The organism is Streptomyces sp. 4N124 (assembly GCF_052245395.1).
Taxonomy (GTDB): Bacteria; Actinomycetota; Actinomycetes; order Streptomycetales; family Streptomycetaceae; genus Streptomyces.
The window spans coordinates 1-23079 of record NZ_JBQQBS010000082.1 but is presented as its reverse complement, the minus strand read 5'-3'; the positions used below and the strand labels follow the sequence as shown (position 1 = coordinate 23079).

Below are 23079 nucleotides of genomic sequence, written 5' to 3'. Positions count from 1 at the left end.
ATCGCGAAGGATGAGTGCATCGGTGAGCGTCGTCATCATCAAGCGACCACCGCGGATAGTGCCCCCGGCCGTCCCGGACGGCGAGGTCAAACTGGAGACGCCCCCCGAGATCCCTCGTGAGGGCGACGAGAGCATGCTGATGAACATGCTGCCCATGATGGGCATGCTGGGTTCCGTCGGCTTCTTCTTCATGCCCGGCCTGCCCTCGTACATGAGGGTCGTCGGCGGGCTGATGCTGGCCTCGACGCTGGCCATGGCCATCGCCCAGTTCGCCAGGTCCCGGCAGGGCGGCGGCGCGGGGATGGCGCAGGACCGGCGTGACTACTTCCGCTATCTCGAGCAGGTCCGCAAGGACGTGCACAAGACCGCCGAACTGCAGCGGCGCAGCCAGCTCTTCCAGCATCCGGACCCGGAACAGCTGTGGGCGGTGGCGGCCGACGGCAAGCGTCTGTGGGAACGGCGCCCGACCGACGCGGACTTCGCGTCCGTACGCATCGGCCGTGGCATCCAGCAGCTGAACACTCCGCTCGTCGCCCCGGAGACGGCGCCCAAGGACGAGTTGGAGCCGCTGACCGCGGCGGCGATGAAGGCCTTCCTCGACGCGCACGGCAGCCTGTCCGACCTGCCCGTCTCCGTCTCGCTGCGCGCCTTTTACCACGTGACGGTGTGCGGAGAGACCGACACGGTCTACGGCAGTGCCCGCGCCGCCCTGGCCCAGCTGGCGACGCTGCATTCGCCCGAAGACCTGATGATCGCCGTGGTGGCGCACCCCTCGGCGACGGCGGACTGGGACTGGATCAAGTGGCTGCCGCACAGCCAGCATCCGAAGGTCAAGGACGGCGCGGGCTCCACCCGGCTCCTCTTCGACGACCTCGGGGAGCTGGAGGAGGCGCTGGCGGACCAGCTGGACGACCGGCCGCGCTGGAACCGGGACGCCAACCCGGTCTACGACCAGCCGCACCTGATCGTGGTGCTCGACGGCGGCACCGTACCGCCGGACTCCGAACTCGCCAGCGCCGAGGGCCTGCAGGGCGTCACGTTCATCGAGATCTCCCCCGGCGAGCTGGAGGAGGAGCTGCGCGCGGGCCTCACGGTCTACGTCAAGCCGGAGCGGATGCGGCTGTTCGTCGGCCATGAGTCCGCGTACAACGGCAAGCCCGATGTGCTGAACCCGGCGCAGGCCGAGTCCCTGGCCCGGCAGCTGGCCCCCTTCCGGGTCGGCTCCGCGGAGGAGGGCGAACCCCTGCTGTCCAACCTGGACTTCACCGACCTCATGGGCATCGGCGACGCGGGCGCCGTCGATGTCTCCCGCACCTGGCGGCCCCGCACCCTGCACGAGCGGCTGCGGGTGCCGATCGGTGTCGGCGAGAACGGCGAGCCGGTCATGCTGGACCTCAAGGAGGCCTCGCAGGAGGGCATGGGCCCGCACGGTCTGTGCGTCGGCGCGACCGGTTCCGGCAAGTCCGAGGTGCTGCGTACGCTGGTGCTCGGTCTCGCGGTGACGCACTCCTCGGAGACGCTGAACTTCATCCTCGCGGACTTCAAGGGCGGTGCGACCTTCGCCGGTATGGCCGACATGCCGCACACCGCGGCGGTCATCACCAACCTCGCCGACGACCTCACCCTCGTCGACCGTATGCGCGACTCGATCATGGGTGAGACGCAGCGCCGTCAGGAGCTGCTGCGCTCGGCCGGCAACTACGCCAACCTGCACGACTACGAGAAGGCCCGCGCCGCCGGCGCCGCGCTGGAGCCGATGGCCTCGCTGGTGATCGTGCTCGACGAGTTCTCCGAACTCCTCACCGCCAAGCCCGACTTCATCGACATGTTCATCCAGATCGGCCGTATCGGCCGATCGCTGGGCATCCACCTGCTGCTGGCGTCGCAGCGCCTGGAGGAAGGCAAGCTGCGCGGCCTGGACACGTACCTGTCGTACCGGATCGGTCTGCGGACCTTCTCCGCCGCCGAGTCCCGTACCGCGATCGGCGTCCCGGACGCCTACCACCTGCCGTCGATCCCCGGCTCCGGCTATCTGCGGTACGACACCGACACCATGGTCCGCTTCAAGGCGGCGTACGTGTCGGGGGCGTACCACGGCGAAGGCCCGTCCCGGGTGCACCGCTCGACGCAGCTGCGGCCCGCGCTGTTCACGGCGGAGCACGTGGCGCTGCCGCCGCAGCCGGTGATCGACGAGCCGGAGCCCGACAACAGGGTGGACGACGCGCTCGCCGACACCGTCCTGGACGTCCTCGTCAGCCGGATGGTCAACCAGGGCCCGCCCGCCCACCAGGTGTGGCTGCCCCCGCTGGAGGAGGCGCCCTCGCTGGAGCAGCTCCTCCCCCAGCTCGCCGTCCATCCGGAACGCGGCCTGACCGCGCCCGACTACACGGCACTCGGCCGGCTCAATGTGCCCGTCGGCCTGGTCGACAAGCCGTTCGAGCAGCGGCGCGACGTGCTGTACCGGGACTTCTCGGGTGGTGCGGGCCACGGTCTGTTCGTCGGTGGTCCGCAGTCCGGCAAGTCGACGCTGCTGCGTACGCTCATCTCGTCGTTCGCCCTCACCCACACGCCGTCCGAAGTGCAGTTCTACTGCCTGGACTTCGGCGGTGGCTCGCTGATCTCGATGGAGGACCTGGCGCACGTCGGCGGCGTCGCCAACCGTCTGGACGCCGAGAAGGTGCGCCGTACGGTCAGCGAGGTCGAGGGGATCCTCAACGCGCGCGAGGAGTACTTCCGCGCGAACAACGTCGACTCGGTGCAGACCTACCGTCAGCGCCGCAACGCGGGCCAGCTGCCCGACCAGCCCTGGGGTGACGTCTTCCTCGTCATCGACGGCTGGGCCACCTTCAAGACGGACTACGAGCTGCTCGAGTCCACCGTCACCGAGATCGCCACGCGTGGCCTCGGCTTCGGTGTGCATGTGATCCTCACCGCGAGCCGCTACACCGAAGTGCGGCCCGCGCTCAAGGACATGCTGCAGAACCGCATCGAGCTGCGGCTCGGTGACCCGACCGAGTCGGAGATCGACCGCAAGGTCGCGCAGAACGTGCCGGCCACCGTGCCGGGCCGCGGTCTGACCCCGGACAAGCTGCACTTCATGACGGCCCTGCCGCGGGTCGACGGCTCCTCGGAGACGGAGGACCTGTCGGAGGCGACGGCGATCCTCGTCCGCGGCATCAACGACAACTGGCAGGGCGCCCCCGCCCCGGCCGTACGGCTGCTGCCGACGATGCTGCCCTGGGACCGGCTGCCCAAGGGCTTCGAGCACCCGGAGCGCGGTGTCGCCATCGGCATCGACGAGTCGTCGCTCGCGCCGGTCTTCGTGGACTTCGAGACGGACCCGCACTTCATCGTGTTCGGTGAGAGCGAGTCCGGTAAGTCCGCGATGCTGCGGATGCTCATCAAGCAGATCTGTGAGCGCTACACGCCGCAGCAGGCGAAGATCGTCATGGGTGACTACCGGCGCGCCCACCTGGAGGGCGTGCCCGAGTCGCACCTGTCCCGGTACTGCGCGGCGGCGCCCGCGCTGCAGGAGACGCTGGAGGGACTGGCCGGTTCGCTCGGCCGACGGATGCCCGGCCCGGACGTGACGCCCGAGCAGCTGCGCAACCGCAGCTGGTACAGCAGCCCGGACGCGTTCGTCATCATCGACGACTACGACCTGGTGGCGACCGGCGTGAACCCGCTGGCCCCGCTCCTGGAGTACCTGCCCTTCGCCCGCGACGTCGGTCTGCGCGTCATCATCGCGCGCGCCTCGGGCGGTGCCAGCCGGTCGCTGTACGAGCCGGTGATGCAGCGCCTGCGCGAGCTCGGCGCCCAGGGCCTCGTGCTCTCCGGCGACCGGTCGGAGGGCGCTCTGCTAGGCAACATCACGGCGACGCAACTGCCGCCCGGGCGTGGGCACTTCCACACCAGGCGCCGGAGTGGGCAGCTGATCCAGACGGGGTGGCTGCCGCCGCGGCACTGATCTGTGACTGGGCGAGGAGAGGGGCGGCACCCGGGTGGGGGCCGCCCCTCAGCCGTGTGCGGGTGGGTCTGGTTCGGGCCACGGCGGGCCCGTTATGGTGACGTTGCGACAGAAGAGCCGAGTCACGGGGGGCAGTTGTGGCCAACGACTGGATGCAGGCCGATCCTGGAGTCCTCAAGACCGAGGGCTTCAACATGTTCAGTGTCGGCCTGGACTTCAGCAAGGCGGTGCAGGCGCTGCAGACCGGTCTGACCGCGCTGGAGGGCGGCAGCGGTTCCACTCCGCCCTGGGGCGACGACGACATCGGCGAGAAGTTCGGGGTCGTCTACGAGGGTCTGCGCGACGGCATGTACCAGTCGATGGGCAGCCTGGCGGAGCGGATCGCGGGGATCGGGCTGGCGTTCACGGAGATGGGCGTGCGGCACGAGCTGAACGAGGGCAACGAGGACGCCGCTTGGCGGGATCTGACCTCGAAGTACGACGGCCAGGTGGAGATGGTGACCGGCGTGCATCATGAGCGTCGGCGGCAGGAGTGACCTGACCCGGATCTGCGAGCTGTGGGTGACCTGACCGTTCCGCAGCGTGAGCCCTGTCTGCGCAAGTAGGCTGAGACGCACACTTCGTAGGCACGTCAGGAAGAGGCCCAGCAGCATGACCCAGGCACGGGACAACGAGGTCGAGACTCAGCCCGAGGACGTCAAGGCGCGCAAGGAGCGCGAGCGGGACGAGCTGTACGCCCTCGACATCTCCGGGGTCGAGTGGCACTCCGCGCCGGGCACCGAGACGCACGAGGAGCGCGTCGAGATCGCGTACCTGCCGCAGGGCGCGGTCGCCATGCGCTCGTCCCTCGATCCCGACACCGTGCTGCGGTACACCGAGGCGGAGTGGCGGGCGTTCGTACTCGGGGCGCGGGACGGGGAGTTCGACCTGGAGCCGGCGCCGCACAATGGTGGGATGGCGGCGGAGTAGGTCGTCCGGCCTCCCCGGGGGCGTCAGTACAGCGAGAACCCGCCGCTGTGGCGCCCTTGGTTCTTCTTTCCGGGCTGCGAGTTGTCGCCCTCCGGCCGCTTCGGCTCGGACGGCCCGGTGGCGGGGTCGCCGCTCCCTCCCGCCTCCCCGCGCCTGATCTGTTCGCGTTCCTCCTCCGACAGCGCCTCCCACTGACCGCGCAGGGACGACATGCCTCCGCCCAGCGCACGGGCCACCGCCGGGTCGTCGAGGGCGTCGCGCAGGGCAAGGCGGCCGGAGAGCAGCTTCTTGGCCGCCTCCTGCATGTCCTTGCTGACACCGTCGGACGTGGACAGCTGGCGCAGGGCGGAGTTCAGGGAACGGATCTGCTCCGGTTCGAGTGCCTCGTCCAGCACACCGCGGTCCTGCGAAGAGCCGGGCGGATTGGGTGAGTTGTCGGGTCGACTGGCCATGTCGCGTCTCCTCGCTGCTCGTCGCCTCTCGGCCACCCGCAGTATCTCGCGTCACGCGCGGGATGCCATGCTGGCTCCCACAGACCGCTACTGGCCGCCACTGGCCGCCGTTGGCTGCCGCGGGAGAGAAGGACCAGACTGTCATGGCTCGGACGCAAGCCAACGGCAAGGGCACCGGATCCGACCGTTCCGCCGCCGGCCTCCTAGGGCGGGCCCTTGGTCGCCTCGGGCGCGCGGGCGGCCTGGTCTTCCTGCTGGCGGGGCTCGCGTTGAGCGGATACGGCGCGTACGAGGGGGCGTACGCGGCGGGTTGGACGGGTACGGCCGGCACCCTGACCGTGCAGCAGTGCGAGGTGAGTTACCCGAACAACGCCTCGCGCAGCAGCCGCAAGAACCGCCGGCCCGTCCGCTGCCAGGGCACCTTCGTCGCCGACGGCGGCACGAGCAGGGACCCCAACGCCGCGGTGCAGGTCAGGCAACGGTACGCGCAGGGCACCGAGTTGTCGGTGCAGCAGACGGAGTCACCGACGGCGGCCGGCGCGGGCGATGCCGACTATGTCCAGAGCGGCATGGACCGGGCGTGGCGCTGGTTCGGCGCCTTCTTCGGCGGCTGGGTCCTCACGGGCCTCGGCGTCTTCTGCCTCGCCACCGGTTTCGCCCCGTTCGGCCGGAGCCGTATCTCGTTCGACGCGGCGTGGGAGGCGGCGGGGCGGGGAGTGACGCGGGCTGCTGTGATCGGGATGATCGGGGTGGGCCTTGTGGGCGCGGGTGTGTCTTTCCTGGTCAGCTACTTCTTCTGACGTGGTTGCGGATACGGGCTTGGGGGCGCGAGTGCGGGATACGTGCCGCAGCCGCAACTGCCGTACGGCGCCGGCGATTCGCTAGGCTCACGCACCATGCCACCGCACACCCTCTCCCCCGCGCCGGACGCCCTGGTCATACGGGCCGGCCGCCGCAGCGTCATGGTGGGACTGCCCTGTTCCGTCCTGCTCATCGCGGTGGGTGCCGTCGGCGTCTTCGGAGCCGCCTTGATCGCCACCGGGAACCAGAAGGGCCAGTCCACCGTCGCGGGGTTCGCGGGCCTCGTCTTCATGCTGGCCCTCGGTGTTCTCGGCGTGTGCCTCTTCCTCTCCAACTGGGCGAACCGCCACAGCAGGATCCTTGTCGACCACACGGGCCTGTGGGTCGCAAACGGAAACGGCTGCCGATAGGGGGCGGGGAAGGGGAGGCGGTAGCGCAGGCGGGGCAGATCGGGGTGCAGCGGCTCCTCGTCGAGGTGGTCACGGCGGTCCAGCAGTACGTCCCGCACATCTGGCTCGGCGAGTCCGAGCGCGCGGCCGGCCATATCGGCCGTCCCGACGTGAAGGGACACAGGCAGCGACACAGGCAGCGCGCTCAGGGCCGTACGCCGTGACACGACGTCACCGGCAGCCGGGGCGCGGGCTGCCGCGCCGGACAACCGCGCTGCCCTGCAACAGATTTGTGACAGCAATCCTCTGAAGTTGCCTGCGGGTGAGTCCGTAAGCTGTGCGCACGGTGGTACAGCTGAGTGATTTCCCTTGGTGAGTGAGGGAGTTGTACGGCCGTGTTGGTCCGACGGGGGTGCTTTCTGCTGTGTCGATGATGCTGCCGGACGAGCTCGAATGGGTTCTCCAGATGCTCGGCTTCAACTGGCCGACGGCTGACGAGGACAAGCTCAGGGACTCGGCCGCACTGTGGCGGAAGTTCGGCGACGACGTCACCGGACTCCACACGTCCGCGAACAGCGCCGCCCGTATGGTGACCGCCCACAACGCAGGCGAGTCGATCGACAAGTTCTCCAAGACGTACAAGAAGTTCGACGGCGGAGACGGCTCCGACGGCTACCTGGCGAACGCCGCGCAGGCCGCCCACATCATCGCGAACGTGATGGAGGCCTGCGCCTACCTGGTCGAGTTCGCCAAATGGGCGGTGATCGCCCAGCTGATCGCCCTCGCCATCCAGATCGCCGCCGCCGCGGCCGCCGCACCCTTCACCTTCGGTCTGTCCTCGGTCGCGGGAATGGGCGCCACCGCGGCCGCCCGCCTGATCGTCCGGCGCCTCCTCGACGAGCTGAAACAGGCGTTGCTCGAGGCGATCATCGAGGCGATGAAGGAGCCGGCGATCTCGGCGATCGAGGCGATCATCTCCGACCTCATCCGCCAGACGGTGAACGTCGGCTTCGGCGCCCAGCAGGGTTTCGACCTCGCCCACACCATGAAGACCGGCGGCACGGCGGGCCTGGAGGCCCTCAAGCAGTCTCCGCAGACGCTGGCGGAGGGGGTGCGCGACAGCCTGGGGAAGAAGGCGGGCGACGGCGTGCATAACGCGGTCGACAGCCGTATTGGCGGGTATGACGGGCCGTCGGGGATGCCGGGCGGCAATGGCGTCGGCGACGGCAGCGGTGGCTCCGGCTTGGGGAGTTCCGACTCGGGAGGCTCCGATTCGGGGAGTTCCGACTCGGGAAGTTCCGACTCCGGGAGCGCCAACTCCTCCTCGGACTCGTCCAGTTCTGCGCGTACGAGTACTGGCAGCGGCCCGGGTGTGAACATCGGCGGTGGGATATCCGCGGATGCCGGTGGGGCAGACATCGGTGGACCGGATGTGGGGTCCGGCCCTGATTCCGGGTCGGGCTCGGGCTCCGACGCCGGTTCCGGTTCCGATTCCGGGCAGGGTCCGTCCTCGTCGGACTCGCCGTACTCGAGGCCGGCGCCGTCACTGTCAGGGCCGTCCCTGTCGGACTTCGACGACCCGTCACCCGGCGGAGCCTCGCCGAGCACCCCGTCCACCAACAGCTCGCCCGGTACCAGCGGCGGCCCCTCCGTCTCCGGCCTCTCCTCACCGACCCCGCAGTCCGCACCCACCCCCACATCGTCCGGCGGCCCGTCGTCCTCGTCGGGCAGTGGCGCGATCGGCACCCAGATCGACAGCCTGGCCACCAGCGTCCCCACCCAGTCCAACGCGGCGCCGACGCCGACGTCGGGCGACGCGTCTCCCGCGGGGTCGGGGGGTCGTACGGATGGCGGCTCGGCCGTTCCGACGTCGCCGGTGGCGTCGTCCACGGCAGGCAGTACGGGTGGTACGGCCGGTTCGCAGCACACCGGGAGTACGTCTGGCAGCACGCCCTCCGCGACCAGCCCGACGCCCAACTCGGGTGCGGCGAGGAACCCTTCCGCCGGTACGCCGGGTACGCCCTCCTCCTCGGGAACCGGACCTGCGTCCACGCCGAACCCCACGTCTCCTACGACGCCCCGGAGCACGCCCGCCACGACGCCGGACGGGCGGGGTCCCGGTGCGGCGGACGGTCGTACGCCTGGAACGGCGGACGGTCGAACGCCGGGCCAGCGCATCCCAGGTACGACGCCGGGTGACGGCACGCCGCCACGGAACGCGCCTGGTACGACGCCGGGGGACCGGACTCCGCCACGCGATTCGCCCGGTACGACGCCGGGGGACCGCACGCCTCCCCGAAACAGTCCGGACCAGTCCGGCGGCACCCGTACCCCCACACCGGGGCAGAACCCGGGCACGACGAGTACGGCCGGCCCGAACCAGACCCCGGCCCAGTCGACTCCCTCCAGGACCGCAACGCCGTCCACGAGCAGCGCCTCGACTACGACGCCCGCAGCCCCGAGGGGCGACACCCCGGGTTCCTCAGCTCGGCCCGGCCCCGCCACCAGCACGAGCACGCCTGGCACGACCGGCACGCCCAACACGCCCAGCACACCTGGTAGTCAGCACCAGCCGGGCGCTGGCGCTACTCCCACTCGACCTCCCCAGCAACCAACGCCCAGCCCGCCGCCCAACACACCTAACACACCCAACACCCCGCAGCAGCCGACCACGCCGCCCCAGAACACGCCGCCGAACCCACAGCATCAGCAGCAACAGCAGGTAACAGCGGTCCCGATCCACACCGTCGTCGCCACTCCAAGTTCCTCAACGCCCCCGCCACACGCGACCCCGGCCACCCCGCAGCCGCCCGGCTCGCCACAGTCCGACCCCGGGACCGCCAACGGCGGCCAGCAACACCCCCAGCAGGACAGCCTGGACGACATCCGCGCCGACCTGAACCACTACCCGGGAGGCCTGTCCGAGCCCGACCCCACCGACCAGCAGGCACTGGCCGACGCGGTCCCGCGCAACGAAGACGGCACCCCGGAACGGTTCCCCGACCCCTTCGGCCCCTGGACCCAGCTCCAGAACGACGGCGGCAACGAAGTCCCCGGCCGCAGCAACAACTGCGCCGACTGCTCCCGCTCCTTCCTGGAGACCTGGTACGGCGACCCCCAGGTCTCCGCGCCCCGCACCCTCGACACCGACGCACACGGCAACCCCGACCCCTGGTCCCCCGAGGCCAACGCGAACGCCAACCAGATCCGCTGGACGGGCGCCGCACACACCTACGCCGGCCCCGGCAACAACCCCGACACCGCCAACAACATCGCCTCGGTCCTCCAGCAAGCCGGCCCCGGCTCAGCAGCCATCGTCCAGGTCGACTGGCCCGGCGGAGGCGGCCACGCCTTCAACGCCGTCAACCACAACGGCAACATCATCTGGATCGACACCCAGAGCGGAGAGGTCAGCCACGACCCCCTCCACCTGGACAACGCCGCACACGTCTGGCACATCCCACTGGACGCCGACCGGAACCCGATCGACCTCACGCAGCCCGCCGCGGAGGACTCCGGGAGCCAGAGCGACGGGTCGCAGAACCAGCAGGGCGACGCGTCCCAGCCGGAGAAGTCCGAGACCTCGCAGACCTCGGAGAACAACGGGCAGCCGGAGAACGACGTCTCCGGCGACACCGAAACGGGAGCCACCTCACGTACTCAGGCGGACCCGGCGACCTCGGACGCATCCAACGACGCGGACTCCGCGCAGCCATCGACGCGCGACCCGAACACATCGCCGGACCCGACGAACGGCGAGCCTGGGAACGAGAACGGCCGGCCCGAGAGCGAGAGCAGCAAGCCGACCGAACCGGACAACAGGCCTGACGGCCAGAAGCCGTCCCAGAACACCCCGGAAAGCCCGCAACCCTCCACCCACACAACCCCTGACACCACGGACAACGGCACGCCCCCCACCCGGACTGCGACGGACACCCCGAACGACCCCACAACCAACCGGGACACCCCCCAGCAGACCACCACGCCCTCAGACCCGCGTACGTCCATCCCCCACCAGCAGACCCCGGACCCTCGCACCGCAGATCCCCGCACCATGGATCCGCGCGCGTCCGACCCCAGCACGTCTGACTCCCGCAAGTCCGACAACGCCCGCACATCGGACTCCCATCGGGACACACCGACGCAGCAGAAGCCGGAGACCAACGAGGAGCGCCCGAACGGACGGCACCCGAGCACCCCGCCGCATCCGGACCAGACGCACCCCGATCATGTCGATGATCCGCGGTCGGACGCACCCGACCGGGACCGACCCGAGACCCCGGACCAGACACGCCCCGACGACCCGAATCAGCAGCCGGCCGACAACCGCACGGGCCGCAGCGACGACCGCCCGAGCGACATGACCAAGGACGCCGCAGTCCCCACGCGCGAGAGCCTGCCGGACAGTAGGAACGCCGATGCGGCCAACTACATCAAGGACTCCAGCGCCGGCAAGAAGCCGCTGTACGGGGACATCACGGCCGAGAATCCGACGCAGAGCTCGCGGCCGACGAGCCCGGAGCGCCCCTCCGGTCCTGCGGAGCCGACGGGCAGCACCTCCGACCCCAACGACCAGGCAAGCCGCCGCCAGCGTGATCTGGACATGCTCGCGCGCGCCAATTCAAAGGATCCGAAGGACAAGGCCTGGTTCGAGAAGTACTACCACCCGAAGAGCGGCTACCGCCGGAGCGTGACAGCCCCTGCCGAGGACGGCCGTCCCGTCCCCCAGCTGCATCCCACGAACAACCCCAACACTCCCTGGATGCTGGCCAATGACACACCGGACGCCGATCCCGAGTCGTACATCGACGAGGGCGAGCACAAGGGTGAGCGCGAAGAGAAGATCTCCAAGAAGAACTTGGAGCTGCTCGACAAGTACGCAAAGACCCGCGAGGACGCCATCAAGGCGGACCGGCAGCCGCACCTGGACCGGGAAGCGGCCAAGAAGGCCTACGAGGCGAACAAAACTCCCGAAAATCTGGAGAGGTTCCAGGAAGCCGACGCGAAGCACAGCCCTCTCCACGGAAAGATGACGCGGGCAAGCGAGGACTACGGCGAGGCCGTCGCCGAGTTCCACGTGATGCCGCAGCATTTCGAGGACTACAGCCGCGTCGACGATCGGGCCATGGGCAACAACCGGTTCGACCAGATCTGGATGGACCCGAGTAAGAACCCACCCGAGTTCGTCGTCGTGGAGGCCAAGGGCTCCACGACTGCCGAACTCGGCCAACGACGAGGTATCGCGCCGGAGCAGGGTTCGGACCCAGCCGTCTCATCGGGCGATCCCAGCCAGGCGCAGGGCGACGGTGGGCAGAATGAGGATGAGGCGGGCCAGGACAAGCCGGGCCCTGGCGTACCGAAGGTCCGGCAGGGCACTCGCGCATACTTTGAGACGATCCTGCAGGAGATGGAGCAGCGTGCAGACCGGAATGAGGACAAGGCCACGACCGACGCCGAACTGGCAGCCGCCGAGGCGGAGCGAAGATTGGCACGCGACCTCAGGAAAGCCCTGAATGCGAATCCATCGCGGGTCAAGTACATACTCGTCAAGGGCAACTCCGACGAAGGCGAGCACCGGGGCTACGAGATGTACCAGTTCGACATCAGAACGGAAGAAGAGAAGGAACGCGATGCAGATTCCGCGACATGATTTCCCGACGCGCAATGTCCAGAGGATCCTTGAATCCCGCACTAGGGACTTCTGGGAGGACGTTGAAGACCTTCGGGACCAACCGTCGTGGTTCTCAAACGTTCTGGCTTCTGCCATCAATCTCCTCGGTCGGCACTGTGTTATGGATCCGGAAGCCGACAAGCTGGAGACATGGGAAGCCTGCGTCACCGCCATGCAGGTCGGCTCCGCACTCTTCGCATCCGCGCAGGCCACAACGGGAAGCATCGAGTACCGCATCGGTCACAAGATGCACCCCATCCGTGCAGGCGCCCTGCCCCGCGCTCACGCCGGCAACTGGCTCAACGCCTTCTGGCTCGCCTGCATCTGCCGCGAGAAGAAGCGCATGACCGAACTGTGCCAGTTCCCGGTATCACAGCTTCGGCAAGCCGACGGTGACTTCGACGAGTACATCTACCACTGGGTGGAAGCGCTGCAGGCGTACTGGCTCAAGCGCCCCAAATTCGGCGACAAACTGGTGGCCGCAGTAGACGGAACAGACCCCGCCGCCCTGCGGCATGCGCCCCGCGACGGCGTCCTCCAAATCATGTATCCCCCCATGAACCTCCTGACCCAGCTCGCACGCGGCGACCAGGACAAATTCAACACCGAACTGGCCAAAGCCCTGGAATGGCACAAGGACTACTGGACTCGCGACGAAGACCGCGAACTCACCACCCAAGGCCTCATCGCCCTGGGCCCATTGGCCATCACCTGCCTCGCCGTCCAGGCCGGCTTCACCATCACCGTCGAATCCGAATACCTCCCCAAGCACCTCCTCGAAGGCGCGTGGATCAACGAATTCCCCACGTAGTTCACAGCCAGACATCCCAACCAACAGAAATGCAGCACATGTCACCGGACACCCCCGCCCCAGCACCACAGGACCCGCCGGCCACCCCGGACCAAGCCCTCGAAATCGTCCGCGCCCGCTACGCCCAGCCCAAGCTCCCCGACGGCACCCCCGCCGAACTGAACGTCCACGAATTCGACATCGGCTACCTGGTCTACGCGGTCTTCCCGCCTCGCACCGACCCCGCCGGCCAGCCCCAGCCCGCCCCACCCGGCGGAGCCAAGATCGTGGTGTCGAAGGAGACCGGCGAAACCGTCACGGTCCCCAACTACCCGATCGAGCAGGCCATCGCGCTGTACCGGAAGAACCGCGCCCGCAACACGTAGACGGCAGGCCGACCCCACGCAACACCGCTCTGTCCCCTGACCACCCCACCAGGACTGACACCCATGACCGACGACGCACCCGATGGCTACGCACCGCACCCCTACGTAGGCGGCCGCACCGCAGTGCTACGAGCCCTCGCCGCCTGGCGGATGCAGTGGCCCGGCACCCCGCGGGTCCTTGTCCTGACGGGAGACCCTGGCAGTGGTCGGTCGCACCTGATCACCGGCTTCCTGATGCTCTGCGACCCGGAGTACCGCAAGCGGCTGCCTCTGGACGACCTCGACCCGTCGACCGTACCGCCGGAACTGCCCGCCCCCGCCGTGCCGGGCGCGGCCGGGATGACCGCGGCCCAGGTCCTCTGGCTCCTCGCCGGCCATTTCGGCCTGGAAGCCGACGACGTAGCGGACGTATTCACGGAGTTGGCCGCGCTCCCGGCCCCGGTGACCGTGGTCGTACCGGACGTCGATCGCGCCGGACCAGTGCGTACGGCGGCAGAACCGGCCCGACTCACGCGCGAGGTACTCAAGCCTCTCGCCGCCATCGAGACGGTCCACCTGCTCACGGAGATGCCTCGCGAGCTCGCGGAGGAGTTCGCAGCGGGCCTCCCCGCCGACAACGTACAGGTCATCGATCTCGATGCACCGCAGTGGGCAGACCCGCAGGACCTGGTACGGCAGGCCGAGGCACTGCTCAACCCCCAACTCGGCGCACCGGCCCTGCCGTTCACCACCGCCACCTCGCCCCGACGCGCTCTCGCCGAGGCGATCGGCCGCCGAGCCGGGACCAGTCCGCTCACCGTGGAACTGGCCGTGCAGAGCATCCTGACGAGCCCGAAGACCTTCGCCCCGCACGACGAGGCCCTGCTCCCCTCGTCCATCGGCCAGGCAATCGACCTGCACGCCCGCCGCCTCGAAGCCGACCCGCAGACGCTACGTCACCTCCTGGCGCCCATGGCCCTCGCGGAGGGCGACGGTCTGCCCGCCGAACTCTGGCCGCAGCTCGTCAACGCCCTTGCGGGCAAGGACATGAGTGGAGTCATCGCGGGCGGCAGCGCTCTGACTGAACCGTTCGTCCGGTCACTTGAGCTCGACGGGGACGACGGCCCGCAGACGCTTCTCCAGCTGCTGCACCCTGCGATCGCTGACGAGATCCGCGCCGACCTGCCTAACATCCGCACCGCTCAGACCCAGCTCGCGATGGCCCTGCTGGAGGCCGTGCCGGAGCAGGACTGGAGCAAGGCGGATTCGTACGTACGTGACCACATAGCGAGCCACACCCTGGAAGCAGGCCTGCTGCCCCAACTTCTCACGGACCCGGGCTTGTTCGTGCACGCCGACCCGGTGCCACTACGCGCCGCCGTCGAAGCCGTCCCGACAGACGAACTCGGCGCCCCGGCCCGTACGTACCTCCGCACGGCCCCCCTGCTGACCCGCACCCAGGCACCCGCCGTGCAGCGCGCCGCCCTGCTGGAGACCGCGTTCGTCGACGACGGCCTGCCCGAGTACGCCGACGCCATACACGGCCTCGGCCTCAACCTCCCCTGGAAGACGCTGTGGAGCCGGCCCGTCCCCGGCATCAGCGCCGTGACGGTCGGCAGCCTGCCCCGCCCCGAGGGACCGGCCACTCTCGTCGCCGTACTCGACGTACGCACGGGCACGCCCAGCGAGGGATCCCATTCCGAAGTCCTCGTCCAGGGCCTCGTAGAACCTGATCACCTTGGCGACACCGCCCCCGAACAGATCCTGCCGCTGTCCGAGGAGGAGCGGGCCGCCACTCCGCTGGAACTGACCCGCGGCACCGACCACCTACGAGTCTGGGACCGGGCAAGCGGGGACATCGTGGCCACGCTGCTGTCCGACACACCCGTCACCGCCGCCGACCTCTCCCCCGACGGCATCCTCCTCGTCGCCACCGAACGCGGGGCGAAGGCCCTCCGCATCCTGCCGTAGTCGCCTCTCAGCGCCCTTCACGCGGCCCGCTCGGGCTCCGACGTCCCCCTCCTGATCCCGCTGATAACTTTCTGTCTCTGCCTGTTCACTCCGGGGAAACCGATGAGCCAGCCGCCGTTCCAACCGCCGCCGCAGCCACCCGTGCCGCCGCAGCAACCACAGCAGCCCGCCTACAACCCGTACAACCAGCCCGCCCCGCCGCAGCAGTCACCGGGGTTCGGACCGCCGCCTGCCCCTGGGCAGCCCCCGGCACCGGCGTACCCGGGCATGCCGCCTGCCGCCCCGGGACAGCCGCCGGCACAACCGATGCACCCGATGTACGCCGCACCGCCGCCATTCCAGGCGCCCCCCTTCGGGCAGCAGCCGAACGCCGGCGGTCATCCGGTCGGCGCGGTCTTCCTCGGCCTCTTCGCCTCGGTCATCGTCTCGCTGCTCTACAGCGGTCTGACCCTGGCGACGTACAAGGACCAGTCGCTCACCACCGCCCACACCCTCTACTTGGCCCACGCACTGGTCAACGGAGCGATCGTCGGCTGCCTGGTCGGCTCGATGGCTCACCGCAGCGCCGGCGCCCATGTCGGCGGAGTCGTCATCGCCACGCTCGGCGCCTTCTTCGGCTTCACGAACGCCGTCCCGCTCATCATCGCCGAGAACCAATCCCCCAGCGCCATCGGCGACATGATGGAAGCCGACCCCTTCATCCCGGCCAAGGCCTGGTGGAACAACGAAATCGACGGCGGAGTGGACTGGTTCTCCCCGCTCGCCCTCGTGCTCGCCGCAGCCGCCGCGTGGGGCCTCGCCTACCTGATCGGCAACAGGCGCCGCCAGTTGTGACGCTCGTCAGGCGCGGGGTGCCCGGGTCCCGGGTTGACGACTGGTCGTAAGTCCCAAGTCGGCCACGTCCCGGAGATCGTGGCCATGCTCGCCGACCGCCTCAGCGGAAAGCGGGACTGTCGCCGACGCCCGCCAACGCCACCCCAATGCAGGTGACCATCATCGCCCAGCGCGTGTGTCCGCTCCGGGCAAGCACAAACCCCCAGCCGCCACAGGCCACACCCACGGCATACGTAGCGACCCAGACCCCCAACGCATCGCCCTGACCAAGGCGTACGAGCATCAGCACAAGGCAGGCAACGGCCACCACCCCGGCGAACACCGCGTACAGCCCACGCGCCTGCCGCGCATCCCGCCGCCGCTCCTCCGCGAGCCCAGGCTGCCCCTGAGCCTCAAACTGCGCCCGCAACTCATCCGCGCTCACCCCGGACGACAGCGGCCCCCCACCCGTCCCGTCCGGCCCGTTCGTCACCTCATCGCCATGCGTTGTCATGGCAGTCGAGCCTATCGGTCGACGAACACCCACGAGCGCTCAGCGCTGACGCGAGCGCCCTTCTATGCCGGTACCAACTCACTTGGGGCGCCGGTTGGTTGTACTCGGGCCACGTCAGTCGCCGACGCGCGCACCGATCGCGCGGGCGCGCTCGCGGGCTTCGGGGCTGAGGCCTTTACGGCGGGGGGAGGTGCGGTAGTTGAAGGCGGTGGGCTGAGCGAGGCACCCGAGGCCGCGCAGGCCGGGCTTGGCCACCACGCACGCGAAGCGCGGGTCACCCGCGTACCAGAGTTCCTCGTCGTAGTCCTTCAGAGCCGCGCGGGTCCAGGACCCGAGCACCCCGGCGGACACCTTCAGCGAGACCGTCTTCTCGGGATTGTCAGGGTCGGGAAGCACGAAGACCGCCTTGCCCTTGGTGATCCGGACGGCACCCCGCTGCTGACGCCAGGGGTAGACCCCAAGGATCCGGCGCATCCGCCAGACTCGGGCGAGCTTGACCAGAGACATCGCGGCGTTGTAGACGAGCACGGTCAGCACCAGGACCATGGGCACCACTGCCCCCACGGGCAGCAGCACGACCGTGACGTACAGAGCGCCCCACCAAAGGGCCACCCAGACAAGCCACTTGGTCAGTTGCCCCGCGGCCCAGCGGGACAGCGCGCTGCCCGTGCCGGGCGTGCCCCAGGCCACCGGGCCGTCGAAGCCACTCTGCTGCGAGTACGTGCTCATTCGCTCACCTCGGTCATCCGAAGTCGGCCGTGATGCAGTCCTTGATGCGGTCCGCTCCCGCATCCGGTTCGTCGCCGCGCACGGTTCGCTCGATGTCCGGCAGCGGGTCGTGGAAGGCCACAGTGTGCGCGATGGCCTCCATCCACTCACGGTAGTGCGCGCGGGCGGACACGGCCGTGGTGCTCAGGGTGAGGACTGCCAACTGCGCGCCGGACGGCGCGGGGATGTACACGTCGCACTGGTAGAGGTCCTGGGCGGGCATCCCCGCCACGGCCGGCGCGGTCGCCAGGGTGTCGCTGATCGAACCGGGCCGGCCGCCGGGCAGCGTCAGGAGCTTCACGTTCCTCGTGCTTTCCCTCAGGGAGACCGCCCGTACTGCCGTGAGCTTCGGGGGCGCCCACTCGATGTCCCGCAGGGCGACCGTGATCGTGGACATGGCCGAGGAGCCGTCGCCGGCGAAGTGCATGCCGAGGGAGCAGCCGATGACGCCCTCCCTGCGCATCTGCGTCACCATGAACCGCATGTCCCGCAACGCGCCCACGTAGCTGTCGCGCTGTTCCTCGGGCACACAGCTCAGGATCAGGGCCATGACGTTCGTGAACTGCTCTTCGTACTCCGTGCCCGGCGCCGGGTCGAGCGCTTCGAGCGGCACGTCGAGGTAGCCGTCGGGCAGCGCGTACCAGAGCTTGGCCGTCGTGTCCCGGGCGGAGTCGTCGATCACCAGGCGCAACGGCCGCTCGGTCGTGCTCGCAGCCATGTCCGTCTGCTCTGTCATCGCAGCACCGCCCGCAGCGTGGCCTGGATCGGGCCGATCGCCCCGGGTCCGTCGAAGAGGCCCGCGCGACCGCCGTCGATGCCGGTGGCCCCGTCCTTGCCGGGCTTGAGCGCGTCGATCTGATCGGCGGCGAGCCCGAACCCGGCCGTGCCCACGCCGGCGATCGGTGAGGCGTAGGCCAGTGCCTTGGTGAGGCCTTCGCCGCCGCCCACTCCGCGGACGATCAGATTTCCGATGGGCCCGGCGTCGGTCGCGGTGGGCAGCAGGCGGCCCGCGGCCGTGACCGTGTCATCGCCGAACCGGCCGAGGAACTGGCCCACGCTCACCGACTCGCTCGCGAAGCGGGTCGACTGAATCGCACCGTTGAGGCCGCGCGTCACAGCACCTACAGCCGGCACCGCACCCAGCGCGTCGCCGACGAGCCCGATGGAGTTCTCCCAGAAGTCGGAGTCGAACTCGCCCTTGGTGAAGCCGTCGGCGAGCGAGGCGCGCACCTGCGGGTTGGACAGCCGGGACGCCATCGTGGCCAGGCTGAGCGCGCCCGCGGCGAGCAGGAACGCGATCCCGACCGGCCCGGTGCAGATCAGCGCCAGCAACCCCGCCACCGCCGCCAGCACACTCAGAATGTTCGTGAGGTTGTCCCCGATCCAGCTGAGCGCCTTGCTCAGCCACCCCGGCTCCTCGGGCGCCAGATCCTTCGTGGAGTCCTTCAGCTTCTTCGCGAGGTCCCGCGCCTCCGCCTCGTGCGTCCCCTCCAGCTCGCGCGCCTTGCGCATCACCCCGTCCAGGGCGCCCTGCGCGCTGTTGACGGCGGTGACGGCGTCGTTGAGCCGGGCCTGGGCGGCGTTCAGCCGGGCCTGCGCGGACTCCAGCTCGGGACCCTGCTGGAAGGTCTGCCCCGCGAGCTTCAGATCGGGGTTCTGCTTGGCCGTCTCGTGCTGGGAGTTGGCGGTCTTCAGGTCACCCTTGTGGTCGGCCGCCTCGACGTCGTACTTGGATGCCAGCTCCCTGCGGCTGCTCAGCCCACCGTGCCAGGCCCCAAGGTGACCGGCGGCCAGGGTCAACGACTTGTGCGCGTCCTTCATGTACTTCGGCAGGTCACCGTCGAGAGCCTCGCGGAAGCCGACGGCGGCGTCGCCCTCCCAGAAACTGGACTCACCGAGCAGCTTGTCGATCTTCTGGTACGCCGTCTGCAGCGCGCTCGCCGAATTGACGAGCTGCGTACGGAGCTTCTCGACCTCACCAGGCTCTCCCGGCACGGGGTTCCACCCGAGGTGCACATACGGATTCTGTGCCACCGCAATCACTTCCCCGCAGCCGCAGCCCGCTTGAAGCTCTCCTCCAGGGAGGTCTCCACTTCGCGGTAACTGTCCGTGTTCTTCTTGAGCCCCTCGGTGAGCTTGCCGATGCGCTCCTTGATCTGCTCGTTGCCGTACTTCCAGCGCTCCTGGAACGCATCGCACGCCTCATCCAGCTCCGGCGTCCCGATCTGGTCGGCCCGCACATGCTGCAGCGCCGTCCGCACCTGCTCCAGGGAGTCATGGGCACCCTGGAGATCCTTGGTGAAAGTGGCGAGCTGATCAATATCAGTCTTGAAGTGGTCCCCCACGCAGGGCCTCCCCGTTCGCACATCGGCGGTCGCATCGGCAAACGACCACAGCAATTGGACGGGGCGATGATGCCATAGGGCGGCAAACAGACAGCCAGAAGGTACGAATCCTCCACCCCGAACCCGAGCAGACACCGATGAGCACACACAAACGCCACACCGGCCATCTCGACCCGACCGGTTGGGGGAGCTTGCCCTGGCCAGGCCTTTGCGTGGTGTCCCCCCGGCCGTCCCGGGCCTGGCTGTTCAGCCGAAGTCGTTCGTGCCAGGCGTGGGCCGGGTGCCGATGGTCTCGTCGTACGTCGGCATTGTGGTGCCGTACGAGGTACGCGGGTCCGGTGCTCCGCCGCCGGACGGCGGGCCGCCTGGGTCGAAGCCCGGGGCGCTGCCCGGGTGCCCGACGGGATGGCGCTCGCCCCCACTCGGACGCAGCACCGCGGGCATCTCACCGGGGGTGGCCTGCGTCGCGGTGTCCGTGCCGGTCTTCTCGAAGTCCTGGGAGACCCGCTCGTCGTTCCACTCATGACCGTCCGCCGACGACCTGAGGTTGACCCCGCCGGCTTGGATGCGCGCGTACAGACCGTCGAGCGCGGGCTTCCAGCTGGCGGCGATCTCCGTCAGGGCGGGCCCGATCGACCAACCGGTGAGTGAACCGCCCGCGGTCCCAGCCTCCTTGACCGCCTTTTCGGCAGGGCCCTTCATCGTTCGGGCTATGTCGTCGCAGGCTCCGGCTGAGGCGCGTAGTTCGGCCGGGGCGACATCGGTTCGCTGGGACACGTCCGGTTCCTGACTCGTGTGTAGGCGATCAGAACTGCTGCTGCTTGGCGCCGGGCGGGAGCATGCAGGGGGTGCGTACCGCGAAGGAGAAGCGCTGGGGTTTCTTCTTGCCGGAGCCAACTGTGTCGGCGTCGACGCTGTAGTCGTTCTTCTTGTTGCGGGCCCCGAAGACTGCCGACGTATAGGCGTCCTTGAACTCCCGGTAAGAGGTCACCTCGTAACCCTGCTTGGGAAGTTCGCTGCGGAGCGTGCGCACGATGCGGGTGTGCTCCGTTACGGGGGCCGGGGAGTTGACGTAATAGAAGAGGCTGTAACGGCCGTCTTCGGCGACCTCGTCGTTCTCACCGATGCATGCCTCGAAGTTCACCTTGGCCGTGGAGGGGATGAGCTCGACATCGGTGAGCCTGGCCATGTACGCGGTGTAGTCCTCCGCCCATTTCAAGGCAGCGTCCTTGTCCATACGGGGCAGCGGGGCGTTCGGGTCAGCGCTTTGAGACATACAGCCTCCGGTCGAGAGCAGGGCTGCGGAGACAGCCAGTACCGTGCGGAGAAGGGGGTTACAGGCCGGGGACGATGTACCCCTCCGGCGGCATGTCGCTGCCCTCCTTCGGAACCTCCACAGGCTGCTTGCCCGCGATGACCGCTCCCTGGTGCTTGAGGGAATCGCTGCCCGTGTCCCAATAGCCACTGTGGCCGTGGGTGTCGACCCTGAAGTTGTTGCCACCGAAGCCTCCAAGCATCGGGTCGCGGCCGAGGGTGTAGCCGGAGGCGTGGTTGATGACGGCATCGTCCTCCGCCCCGCCGATCCACACGTGTTCCGGATCCATCTGCAGATCCTGCGCTCTGTCCACGGTCATCCCCGGACTGCCGACCACCACTACGTCGTCCGCCCCCAGACCGGAGCCCCCTGAAGCGGCAGCGCCGACCACCGTGGAGCCGTAACTGTGGCCCATGACGGTGGTGTGACTCGGCGACCCGTCGTGCGAGGCCTGCGTGCCTGCCACGAACTGACGCAGGTCCGGCGCGGCGTCCTCGGCCCGCCCGGTCCCGCCGACGCTGTTGAAGTCGGTCGTGGAAGCCTCGGGGGCGTCGTAGCCAAGCCAGGTGATCATCGCCACGCTCTCACCGTCGGACTGCCGCTCCGCCGCCGACTGCAGCTTGCCGATGCGCTCGATCTGACCGGGTACGGCGTCCATGTTCGTGTTGGTGCCCGGTACGAGAATCCCCGTGTGCGCGGCGGTGTCCGGGTTGCCCATGGCGATGATGGCCCGGCCGTCGTCCTTGGAGTCGTAGCCGAGGAGGTACAACTCCCTGCCCTTCGGTGCGCCGTCCCGGGCCTCAAGCTTGTCGTTGAGCAACTGGAGGTTGTTCAGGCGCCTGTTGACCGTCTCATCGCTCTCGCCCGGGAACCCTTCGTCGTAGTTGCCCTCCTGGAGCAGATTGAGCTCCTGGGCGAGGGCCGTCCGATTGGCGTCGTCGCGTACGTCCGTCGGCAGACCGTCGGTCGCGCCGATCTCCTTCGGATAGAGCGTGGTGTAGGTCTGACGCTCCTCGGGACTGAGGGCCTTCCACCACTCGGCGGCGGCTCTGGGGTCGTCCTCAGGGATCTGCGGGGGCTGCTCACCCAGGGCCTTCATCGCGTTCTTGACGTCCTGGGCGGATTCCGCTGCCGCGTCATGGTTGAACGGGTCGGTGAGGATGTCGCCGTTCAGTTCCGCAAGGGCCTTCGCACCGTCGTTACTGGCCTTGTGCGCGGCGGTCAGTGCCTCGTCGATGGCCGCGCGGTGCTCTCCGAGCAGGGCGCTGCGGTCCGCGATGATCGCCTGCGCGTCGGGATCCTGGCGGGGAAGGTCCGCGGTCGTCGGATCGCTGACCCAGCCGTCGCCGTCGACCTCGAAGCGGTCTTGCTCCGCACGCCGCACCGCGTTGCGGAGCTCCGTCTGGGCCTGCTCCATCCAGAACCTGGTGGAATCCAGGACGGAGGCGATGGCCATGGCCTCCGTCTCGACCACACCGATCCGCGATTCGACATCCTCCAGGTAGAAGAGCGCCGCGTCGGCGTCGTCGCCCGTCCAGGACTGGTGCAGTGGCCCGGTGACCTGCCGACGGTGGCGGTCGGTGAGGGAGTCCATGGTCGTCGACAGCTCACGCCAGGCTTTGGCCGCAGCTTCCAAGTCGGAGAAGTCCTGCTTCATCAGCCGTGAGAAGTCAGAGGACACGACGACTCCTGCTTGACCAGCACCTATGCCCTTCAAGGCATGGCAGGCCGATGCAAGACGACATAGGACAACCCCCGTTGTTCACGCTCGCCCATGAGTTCGAGCGACCCAGAGTAGCCGAGCCGTAACGAGCGTGAGGGACTGTCGGCAACGGCTCAATCTGAGACCACTTCCACCGGATGAATTGTGGCCCTCCTGGGCGGCCTGACTCGTTGAGTCAGGCCGGGAGGATGGGTGATCAGCGTGGAGGACTGGGCGGAGATCCGCC

20 protein-coding genes are annotated in these 23079 nt (G+C 68.9%); 11 read left to right on the top strand and 9 right to left on the bottom strand.

All coding sequences use genetic code 11. From position 1 onward, the window contains the following. Window positions 1-22 precede the first annotated feature (22 nt). From eccCa to ACTWQO_RS44310, 3 genes are all read left to right on the top strand, one after another. Window positions 23-3967, top strand: coding sequence for a type VII secretion protein EccCa (eccCa, locus tag ACTWQO_RS44320; protein WP_443243067.1), 3945 nt, complete (start codon window positions 23-25; stop codon window positions 3965-3967). A gap of 137 nt (window positions 3968-4104) precedes the next feature. Next, on the top strand, window positions 4105-4503 hold the full coding sequence (locus ACTWQO_RS44315; protein WP_443243066.1) for a hypothetical protein: 399 nt from the start codon (window positions 4105-4107) through the stop codon (window positions 4501-4503). Between the two features lie 115 nt (window positions 4504-4618). Next, entirely contained in the window at window positions 4619-4936 is a 318-nt protein-coding gene (locus ACTWQO_RS44310) for a DUF397 domain-containing protein (RefSeq protein WP_210582683.1), read from the top strand. 23 nt (window positions 4937-4959) lie between these two features. On the opposite strand, the gene ACTWQO_RS44305 is transcribed toward ACTWQO_RS44310, so the two are convergent. Beyond that, complete coding sequence (locus ACTWQO_RS44305) at window positions 4960-5388, bottom strand: hypothetical protein (protein WP_443243065.1); 429 nt, start codon at window positions 5386-5388, stop codon at window positions 4960-4962. 143 nt (window positions 5389-5531) lie between these two features. Here ACTWQO_RS44305 and ACTWQO_RS44300 point away from each other — a divergent pair, with 143 nt between their 5' ends. The 8 genes from ACTWQO_RS44300 (at window position 5532) to ACTWQO_RS44265 (ending at window position 16209) form a co-directional block, all read left to right on the top strand. Next, on the top strand, window positions 5532-6188 hold the full coding sequence (locus tag ACTWQO_RS44300) for a hypothetical protein (protein ID WP_443243064.1): 657 nt from the start codon (window positions 5532-5534) through the stop codon (window positions 6186-6188). A 96-nt stretch (window positions 6189-6284) separates the two neighbouring features. After that, window positions 6285-6599 carry a hypothetical protein gene (locus ACTWQO_RS44295; RefSeq protein WP_443243063.1) on the top strand — a complete coding sequence of 105 codons (315 nt, stop codon included), beginning with the start codon at window positions 6285-6287 and terminating at the stop codon, window positions 6597-6599. Window positions 6600-6643: 44 nt separating this feature from the next. Then, on the top strand, window positions 6644-6802 hold the full coding sequence (locus ACTWQO_RS44290; protein ID WP_443243062.1) for a hypothetical protein: 159 nt from the start codon (window positions 6644-6646) through the stop codon (window positions 6800-6802). 206 nt (window positions 6803-7008) lie between these two features. Next, the gene (locus ACTWQO_RS44285; protein ID WP_443243061.1) at window positions 7009-12228 is read left to right on the top strand and encodes a toxin glutamine deamidase domain-containing protein; all 5220 of its coding nucleotides are present in this window, start codon (window positions 7009-7011) and stop codon (window positions 12226-12228) included. Further along, window positions 12209-13060: an immunity 49 family protein gene (locus tag ACTWQO_RS44280; protein WP_443243060.1), complete on the top strand. Its 852-nt coding sequence runs from the start codon at window positions 12209-12211 to the stop codon at window positions 13058-13060. The genes ACTWQO_RS44285 and ACTWQO_RS44280 overlap by 20 nt, the downstream gene beginning before the upstream one ends. A gap of 38 nt (window positions 13061-13098) precedes the next feature. Next, entirely contained in the window at window positions 13099-13425 is a 327-nt protein-coding gene (locus ACTWQO_RS44275) for a hypothetical protein (protein WP_443243059.1), read from the top strand. Between the two features lie 63 nt (window positions 13426-13488). Beyond that, on the top strand, window positions 13489-15375 hold the full coding sequence (locus ACTWQO_RS44270; RefSeq protein ID WP_443243058.1) for an ATP-binding protein: 1887 nt from the start codon (window positions 13489-13491) through the stop codon (window positions 15373-15375). A 102-nt stretch (window positions 15376-15477) separates the two neighbouring features. Next, window positions 15478-16209: a hypothetical protein gene (locus ACTWQO_RS44265; RefSeq protein WP_443243057.1), complete on the top strand. Its 732-nt coding sequence runs from the start codon at window positions 15478-15480 to the stop codon at window positions 16207-16209. Window positions 16210-16309: 100 nt separating this feature from the next. Here the strand turns inward: ACTWQO_RS44265 and ACTWQO_RS44260 are convergent, their stop codons facing one another. The 8 genes from ACTWQO_RS44260 to ACTWQO_RS44225 form a co-directional block, all read right to left on the bottom strand. Next, the gene (locus tag ACTWQO_RS44260) at window positions 16310-16702 is read right to left on the bottom strand and encodes a hypothetical protein (RefSeq protein ID WP_443243056.1); all 393 of its coding nucleotides are present in this window, start codon (window positions 16700-16702) and stop codon (window positions 16310-16312) included. 114 nt (window positions 16703-16816) lie between these two features. After that, complete coding sequence (locus ACTWQO_RS44255; RefSeq protein WP_443243055.1) at window positions 16817-17431, bottom strand: hypothetical protein; 615 nt, start codon at window positions 17429-17431, stop codon at window positions 16817-16819. Between the two features lie 13 nt (window positions 17432-17444). Further along, entirely contained in the window at window positions 17445-18206 is a 762-nt protein-coding gene (locus tag ACTWQO_RS44250; protein WP_443243054.1) for a hypothetical protein, read from the bottom strand. Further along, window positions 18203-19504, bottom strand: a complete 1302-nt coding sequence (locus ACTWQO_RS44245; RefSeq protein WP_443243053.1) for a PspA/IM30 family protein — start codon at window positions 19502-19504, stop codon at window positions 18203-18205. The genes ACTWQO_RS44250 and ACTWQO_RS44245 overlap by 4 nt, the downstream gene beginning before the upstream one ends. 5 nt (window positions 19505-19509) lie before the next feature. Then, window positions 19510-19815 (bottom strand): hypothetical protein, encoded by a 306-nt coding sequence (locus ACTWQO_RS44240; RefSeq protein WP_443243052.1) that lies wholly within the window; start codon window positions 19813-19815, stop codon window positions 19510-19512. Between the two features lie 246 nt (window positions 19816-20061). Beyond that, entirely contained in the window at window positions 20062-20592 is a 531-nt protein-coding gene (locus ACTWQO_RS44235; protein WP_443243051.1) for a hypothetical protein, read from the bottom strand. Window positions 20593-20620: 28 nt separating this feature from the next. Further along, window positions 20621-21091 carry a hypothetical protein gene (locus tag ACTWQO_RS44230; protein ID WP_443243050.1) on the bottom strand — a complete coding sequence of 157 codons (471 nt, stop codon included), beginning with the start codon at window positions 21089-21091 and terminating at the stop codon, window positions 20621-20623. Window positions 21092-21149: 58 nt separating this feature from the next. After that, window positions 21150-22811, bottom strand: coding sequence for an alpha/beta hydrolase (locus ACTWQO_RS44225; RefSeq protein WP_443243049.1), 1662 nt, complete (start codon window positions 22809-22811; stop codon window positions 21150-21152). Window positions 22812-23079: the final 268 nt, after the last annotated feature.

What these genes read in the sequence shown, in the direction of transcription:
- ACTWQO_RS44310 (WP_210582683.1), top strand. Translation starts at nt 4,619, where the DNA reads ATGACCCAGGCACGGGACAACGAGGTCGAGACTCAGCCCGAGGACGTC.
- ACTWQO_RS44305 (WP_443243065.1), bottom strand. Translation starts at nt 5,388, where the DNA reads ATGGCCAGTCGACCCGACAACTCACCCAATCCGCCCGGCTCTTCGCAG.
- ACTWQO_RS44300 (WP_443243064.1), top strand. Translation starts at nt 5,532, where the DNA reads ATGGCTCGGACGCAAGCCAACGGCAAGGGCACCGGATCCGACCGTTCC.
- ACTWQO_RS44295 (WP_443243063.1), top strand. Translation starts at nt 6,285, where the DNA reads ATGCCACCGCACACCCTCTCCCCCGCGCCGGACGCCCTGGTCATACGG.
- ACTWQO_RS44285 (WP_443243061.1), top strand. Translation starts at nt 7,009, where the DNA reads ATGATGCTGCCGGACGAGCTCGAATGGGTTCTCCAGATGCTCGGCTTC.
- ACTWQO_RS44280 (WP_443243060.1), top strand. Translation starts at nt 12,209, where the DNA reads ATGCAGATTCCGCGACATGATTTCCCGACGCGCAATGTCCAGAGGATC.
- ACTWQO_RS44275 (WP_443243059.1), top strand. Translation starts at nt 13,099, where the DNA reads ATGTCACCGGACACCCCCGCCCCAGCACCACAGGACCCGCCGGCCACC.
- ACTWQO_RS44270 (WP_443243058.1), top strand. Translation starts at nt 13,489, where the DNA reads ATGACCGACGACGCACCCGATGGCTACGCACCGCACCCCTACGTAGGC.
- ACTWQO_RS44265 (WP_443243057.1), top strand. Translation starts at nt 15,478, where the DNA reads ATGAGCCAGCCGCCGTTCCAACCGCCGCCGCAGCCACCCGTGCCGCCG.
- ACTWQO_RS44260 (WP_443243056.1), bottom strand. Translation starts at nt 16,702, where the DNA reads ATGACAACGCATGGCGATGAGGTGACGAACGGGCCGGACGGGACGGGT.
- ACTWQO_RS44255 (WP_443243055.1), bottom strand. Translation starts at nt 17,431, where the DNA reads ATGAGCACGTACTCGCAGCAGAGTGGCTTCGACGGCCCGGTGGCCTGG.
- ACTWQO_RS44250 (WP_443243054.1), bottom strand. Translation starts at nt 18,206, where the DNA reads ATGACAGAGCAGACGGACATGGCTGCGAGCACGACCGAGCGGCCGTTG.
- ACTWQO_RS44230 (WP_443243050.1), bottom strand. Translation starts at nt 21,091, where the DNA reads ATGTCTCAAAGCGCTGACCCGAACGCCCCGCTGCCCCGTATGGACAAG.